This window comes from Synechococcus sp. BA-120 BA3, assembly GCF_034931285.1.
Taxonomy (GTDB): Bacteria; Cyanobacteriota; Cyanobacteriia; order PCC-6307; family Cyanobiaceae; genus Cyanobium.
Window position 1 is genome coordinate 1 of the sequence record NZ_JAYGHZ010000085.1, and the last position, 5,252, is coordinate 5,252.

The following is a 5,252-nucleotide window of genomic DNA, read 5'->3' on the forward strand; positions in this document are numbered from 1 at the left end:
GGCCATGGCCGACGCCGATGCCCCCTCGGCCCTGCTGGCCCGGGCGGGTTGGGGCGCCCTCTGGCCCCCGGCGCTGCGCAGCAAGCACGCCCTGTATCAGTTCGGGCTGGGCAAGCTGATGGGCTTCTCCGAAGTCGAACTGCGCCAGTTCTTCGCCAGCTTCTTCTCCCTCCCCGGCCCCCAGTGGTATGGCTTCCTGGCCAACACCCTGACGGTGCCGCAGCTGCTGGCGGCCATGCTGCGCCTGTTCGCCCTGTCCCCGTGGGCCGTGCGGGCCGGCCTGCTGCTGCCGCCCCGCCGTCCCTAGACGGGCGGCGCCAGCCCCAGCACCTCGGCGCTCTCGCTGCGGATCCGCCGGCAGAGCTCGGCGTCGCTGCGGATCGATGCGCCGTAGGAGGGCAGGATCCGCTTGAGGGTGTCCTGCCAGCCGTCGGGCAGCTTCTCGCGGAAGCAGGAGTGCAGGATCTCCAGGGCGATCGCCACGGCGGCCGACGCGCCGGGGGAGGCCCCCAGCACGGCCACCAGGGAGGTGTCGGCGGCGTGCACCACCTCGGTGCCGAACTGGAGCACCCCGCCGCGCCGGGCCTCGGCCTTGATGATCTGCACCCGCTGGCCGGCCACCGCCAGGGTCCAGTCGGAGGGGCTGGCGTTGGGATAGAAGTCGCGCAGGGCAGCGAAGCGCTGTTCGGCGCTGGCGAACACCTGGCCGATCAGGTACTGGGTCAGGGGCAGGTTGTCCCGGGCCACCGCCAGCAGCGGCAGCAGGTTGCCGGACCGCAGGGAGCGGGGCCAGTCGCAGAGGGAGCCGCTCTTGAGGAACTTGCTGGAGAAGCCCGCGTAGGGCCCGAACAGGATCCAGTGGCGGCCATCGACGAGGCGGGTGTCGAGATGGGGCACCGACATCGGCGGCGAGCCGGCGGCCGCCATTCCATAGACCTTCGCGTGGTGGCGGCCGGCCACGGCGGGGTCGCCGCAGCGCAGCCAGAGTCCGCTGACGGGGAAGCCGCCGTAGCCGCGCCCCTCCGGAATCCCCGACTTCTGCAGCAGGGTGAGGGCGCCGCCGCCGGCCCCGAGAAACACGGTGCCCGCATCGATCAGCCGGGTCTCCCCGGTGGTCCTCTCGCGGGTCTTCAGGCGCCAGCCACCCTCCGGCCGCCGCCGCAGGGATTGCACCGCCGTGGAGAACCGCGCCTCGAAGGCCCCGCCGGCCCGCAGGTGATCCAGCAGCTGGCTGGTGAGGGCCCCGAAGTTGACGTCGGTGCCGTCGGCGAAGTAGGTGGCGCCGATCGCCTGGGCCGGGTCCCGGCCCTCGATCAGCAGCGGTGCCCACGCCGCCACATGGGCGTGGTCCTCGCTGTAGGCCATCCCCCGGTAGCAGTGGTGGGTCGCCATCAGCCGGTGGCGTTCCCGCAGGTAGGCCCGCCGCTCCTCCCCCAGCACGAAGCTCATGTGGGGCACGCCCTGGATGAAGGCTTCGGGGGAGCCCAGGGCCCCGTCCCGCACCAGATGGGTCCAGAACTGGCGCGACAGGTCGAAGGCTTCGTTGATGTCAAGCGCCTTGGACAGACTGATCGAGCCATCCGCCGCCATCGGCGTGTAGTTGAGCTCGCAGTTCCCCGCATGGCCCGTGCCGGCGTTGTTCCAGGCGCTGGAACTCTCCTGGGCCTCGCGGGGGAGGCTCTCAATGATCAGGAGGCGCAGGTCCGGCCGCAGCTGGCGCAGCAGGGTGCCCAGGGTGGCGCCCATGATCCCCGCCCCGACCAGGGTCACATCGACGGTGGTCAGGGTCACGGGGTCTGCGGTGGAATCGGTTCGGCCGGCAGGCCGGGCGACACGGTATCCGATGGCCGTCGGCGCCTGGCAGCATGGATCCTGTTGCGCCCCCGTGCCGCGGGTCAGAGCAGTGACGCAGGCTCCCCCGGCCATCCCCGATGGCCCGGCCGCTGCCGCCGGCGACGCCCAGACCTGCCGGGCGGAGCTGCTGGGGCTGCTGCGGGGCGGATCCCCCGGCGCAACAGCCCCGGCTGCCCGGCGCATCGAGGACCTGATCGAGCGGCTGGAGCGCCTGCAGCCCGCCGATCTCACGGCCCAGGCCGCCCAGCTGGCGGGGGTGTGGGAGCTGCGCTGGAGCAGCAGTTCCCTGCCCTACCTGGCGGTCAGGCCCTGGCTGGAGAACCTGCAGCTGCTTGATCCCGCCGGCGGCCGCGCCCTGAACCTGCTGCGGCCGGCCGGCCCATTGGGGCCCCTGGCGGGGATCGCCGTGCAGGCCAGCATCGCCGTGGCCGCCGAGGCCCCCCACCAGCGCGTGTCGGTGCGGTTCGAGCGGGGCGGCTGGCGGGGGCCCAGGTTCGGCAATCAGCGGCTGGAGCTGTTCCGGCAGGTGCGGCAGAGCTTTCCCGCCTGGCTGGATGTCACCGTGCTCGACGACGCACTGCGGGTCAGCCGCGGCCAGAACGGCACCCTGTTCGCCCTGGTGCGGCGCCCGGACCTGGCCCTGGAGGCGTTTCTGGGATGAGGGCCCCAGCCCCATCACCAGAGCCCCTCACCCCCCTCACCAGCCCCCGTCGTCGTCGCCGTCCTCGGCCGACTCGGGGGGCCAGGCCAGGTGCACCACCACCGGCGCATGGTCGCTGGGCTGCGCGTTGCCCCGCACTCCCTTGTGGATCACGCAGCCCGTGGCGCAGGCCAGCAGCTCCTCCGACAGATAGATGTGGTCGATGCGCCAGCCCGTGTCCCGGTCCCAGGCGCCGGTGCGGTAGTCCCACCAGCTCCAGTGGCCGGCGTCCGGTTCGAAGACGCGGAACACGTCCTCCAGGCGATCGCCCAGGGCATCCCTCAGGGCCTGCCGCTCCGGATCGCTGGCCATGATCCCGCCGCTGAGGCGGTCCGGGTCGTGGATGTCGCGGGCCTCCAGGGCGATGTTGAAGTCGCCCACCATCGCCAGGGGTTCCGCTTCGGCCTCCTGGGCCTCCAGGTAGCGCCGCAGGCACCCCAGCCACGCCAGCTTGTAGGGGTACTTTTCCGAGGTCAGGGCCGAGCCGTTGGGCACGTAGAGGTTGAGCACCCGCACCCCTTCGATCCAGGCACTGATCACCCGTTTCTGAGCGCCCAGTTCCGCGGCCGCCGGATCGTCCGGCAGCAGGGCGGCGAAGCCCACCCGCACGTCCTCGATCGGCAGCCGGCTGAGGATGGCCACGCCGTTGTAGGCCTTCTGGCCGCTGATCACCGCCCGGTAGCCCTGGGCCTCGAAGGCGGCGTGGGGGAACAGCTCGTCGGCCACCTTGGTCTCCTGCAGGCAGAGCACGTCGGGGGCCTCGGCCTCGAGCCAGGCGCCCACCTGATCAAGCCGGGTGCGCACCGAGTTGACGTTCCAGGTGGCGATGCGCAGGGCCATGGCGACAGGACGGGGAACCGGCTGGGGGCCCTTATCATGAAGGCCTTGGTGATTCGACCCTCCGCCGGCAGGAGCCATGATCCGTTCGTTTTCTCTGCAGGCCTGCGTGGCCGGCGCCGGGGCCCTCGCCCTGTTCATGGCCGGTGACGCCCGGGCCCAGCAGGCCGGCTACGGCCAGACCCTCGGCACCAGCATCCAGGAGCGCCAGCTCTACGACTACGGGCCTGGCCGATCGGGATCCGGCAGCGGTTCGATCCTTGAAAGCACCAACCCGCTCGACCTGATGAACAAGCTGAAGCGCAGCACCGCCCTCGACGACGCCACGCCCCCCAGCTCCGCCATCGATCAGGCCCTCAGGGAGTTTGACGCGAAGACGCCGAAGGCGGCGCCGTCGGGGTCGGCCGGGCAGCTGAAGGGGATCTGAGCGGCTCCAGCCCCCAGCTGGCCGCCAGTTTGTCGAGCTTCGGATCCGGCTTGTCGGGATCCGGGCTGCGCAGTCGTGCCTGGGCCAGGGCCTCCTGGGCCCCCTTCGTGTCCCCCCGGTCGTGGCGGAGCATGGCCAGACCCAGCAGGGGACGCTGGTCCTGCGGGAACAGGTTGGCCAGCTGCAGGTAGGTGGCCGCCGCCGTCGCCGCCTGGCCGCGTTTGAGCTGCAGTTCCGCCAGCAGCAGGCCGATGCCGAGGGCCTCCGGCCTCACCTCGGGTTTGATCGCCATCCCGTAGGCCGCCTTGACGCGGGCCTCGGCGGCGGCGCCCCGCCCCTGCTCCAGGTTCAGCAGGCTGAGCAGCTGCAGGGCCTCCACCTGGGTGGGGCGCAGGTTGAGGATCTGGCGCAGCTCCCGTTCGGCGCCGCTGCGGTCGCCCTGGTCGCGGCGCAGCTCGGCCAGCATCAGCCGCAGGGACCAGCGCTCGGGCTCCCGGTCGGCCATGGGCTCCAGCAGGCCGATCGCCTCCCCCTTGCGGTCGAGGGCGACGAGCAGTTCCAGCAGCCGCTGGCGGTCGGCCGGGGTGGCCTCGTCGGCGTCGAGCCGCAGCCGCAGGCGGGTGGCCTCCTTGGTGAGCAGGGTCCGCTTCGGGTCGGCGCTGGCCTGGGCGGCCGACTGGCGGTGACCCAGCCACCAGCCTCCCCCGAGGGCCAGGATCCCGACCAGGCTGACGGCCAGGAGCGACCAGAGGCCGCTCAGGCTTCGGTTCGGGGAGGGCATCCGTTGACGGTGTGGGCTCGAGGTCGCGACCGAGTCTGGCCTGGGCATCGCGCTTCCGCTGCTGCTTACATTGGCCCGGGCGACCCGGGCCCGTCCAGGTATCGCCACGGGGTCTTTCCTTCCACCATGCGCCAGCATCCCATTTCCCCGGTCACCGAGCCGCTCCAGTACCGGGCCATCGGAGTGGTGCGCGGGTCCTACGTGCCGGCCGATCCGGCCCAGCTCACCCGGGGCGTGATCCGCACGGCCGAGGGCACCGAGATCGAGGCGGTGGTGCTCGGCCGCCTGCTCACCCTGATGCGCCGCCATCTCGACCTGGAGACCCCCCATCTGTGGGTCGTCTACCCCCGCTCCCGGGAGGAGAACCAGCTCCACCTGCAGATGGTGGGGGTGTGGGAGCCCAGCACCCTCTCGACGCCGGAGCCCGAAGCCGCCGCGCCGGCCGCCGCTGCGGGGCCCGATGCTGCCGAGCCCACCGCCGAGGCGCCCACGGCCGCCGACCAGGATCCCGACGCCTTCGGCACCGGGCTGGTGCGGCTGGGCACCTACCTGCAGCTGCTGGAGAACCGCCTGTTCTCCAGCGGCCTCCATACCCTCGGCGAGCCGCCGGACGCGGAGCAGCGGCTGGGCTACCTGAAGGCCTACGTCGGCGA

General features: G+C 72.3%; 7 protein-coding genes. 4 read left to right on the forward strand and 3 right to left on the reverse strand.

From position 1 onward, the window contains the following. Nucleotides 1–307, forward strand: a 307-nt coding sequence (locus tag VB737_RS05240) for a lycopene cyclase family protein (RefSeq protein ID WP_500311729.1), incomplete at its 5' end; no start/stop codon positions are given. On the opposite strand, the gene mqo is transcribed toward VB737_RS05240, so the two are convergent. Then, nucleotides 304–1,791, reverse strand: a complete 1,488-nt coding sequence (gene mqo, locus VB737_RS05245) for a malate dehydrogenase (quinone) (protein WP_500311731.1) — start codon at nt 1,789–1,791, stop codon at nt 304–306. The genes VB737_RS05240 and mqo overlap by 4 nt on opposite strands. Before the next feature lie 112 nt (nt 1,792–1,903). On the opposite strand from mqo, the gene VB737_RS05250 reads away from it, so the two are divergent. Further along, a complete protein-coding gene (locus VB737_RS05250) occupies nt 1,904–2,515 on the forward strand; it encodes a PAP/fibrillin family protein (RefSeq protein ID WP_500311733.1) in 612 nt (203 codons plus the stop codon). Nucleotides 2,516–2,551: 36 nt separating this feature from the next. Here the strand turns inward: VB737_RS05250 and xth are convergent, their stop codons facing one another. Continuing rightward, entirely contained in the window at nt 2,552–3,388 is an 837-nt protein-coding gene (gene xth, locus VB737_RS05255) for an exodeoxyribonuclease III (protein ID WP_500311740.1), read from the reverse strand. A gap of 82 nt (nt 3,389–3,470) precedes the next feature. On the opposite strand from xth, the gene VB737_RS05260 reads away from it, so the two are divergent. Then, entirely contained in the window at nt 3,471–3,818 is a 348-nt protein-coding gene (locus tag VB737_RS05260) for a hypothetical protein (protein ID WP_500311735.1), read from the forward strand. On the opposite strand, the gene VB737_RS05265 is transcribed toward VB737_RS05260, so the two are convergent. Then, a complete protein-coding gene (locus tag VB737_RS05265; protein ID WP_500311737.1) occupies nt 3,748–4,599 on the reverse strand; it encodes a tetratricopeptide repeat protein in 852 nt (283 codons plus the stop codon). The genes VB737_RS05260 and VB737_RS05265 overlap by 71 nt on opposite strands. A 126-nt stretch (nt 4,600–4,725) precedes the next feature. Between VB737_RS05265 and patR the strand changes: the two genes are divergently transcribed. Next, on the forward strand, nt 4,726–5,252 hold a 527-nt coding region (gene patR, locus VB737_RS05270), incomplete at its 3' end, for a heterocyst master regulator PatR (RefSeq protein ID WP_500311738.1).

What these genes read in the sequence shown, in the direction of transcription:
- VB737_RS05260 (WP_500311735.1), top strand. Translation starts at nt 3,471, where the DNA reads ATGATCCGTTCGTTTTCTCTGCAGGCCTGCGTGGCCGGCGCCGGGGCC.
- VB737_RS05265 (WP_500311737.1), bottom strand. Translation starts at nt 4,599, where the DNA reads ATGCCCTCCCCGAACCGAAGCCTGAGCGGCCTCTGGTCGCTCCTGGCC.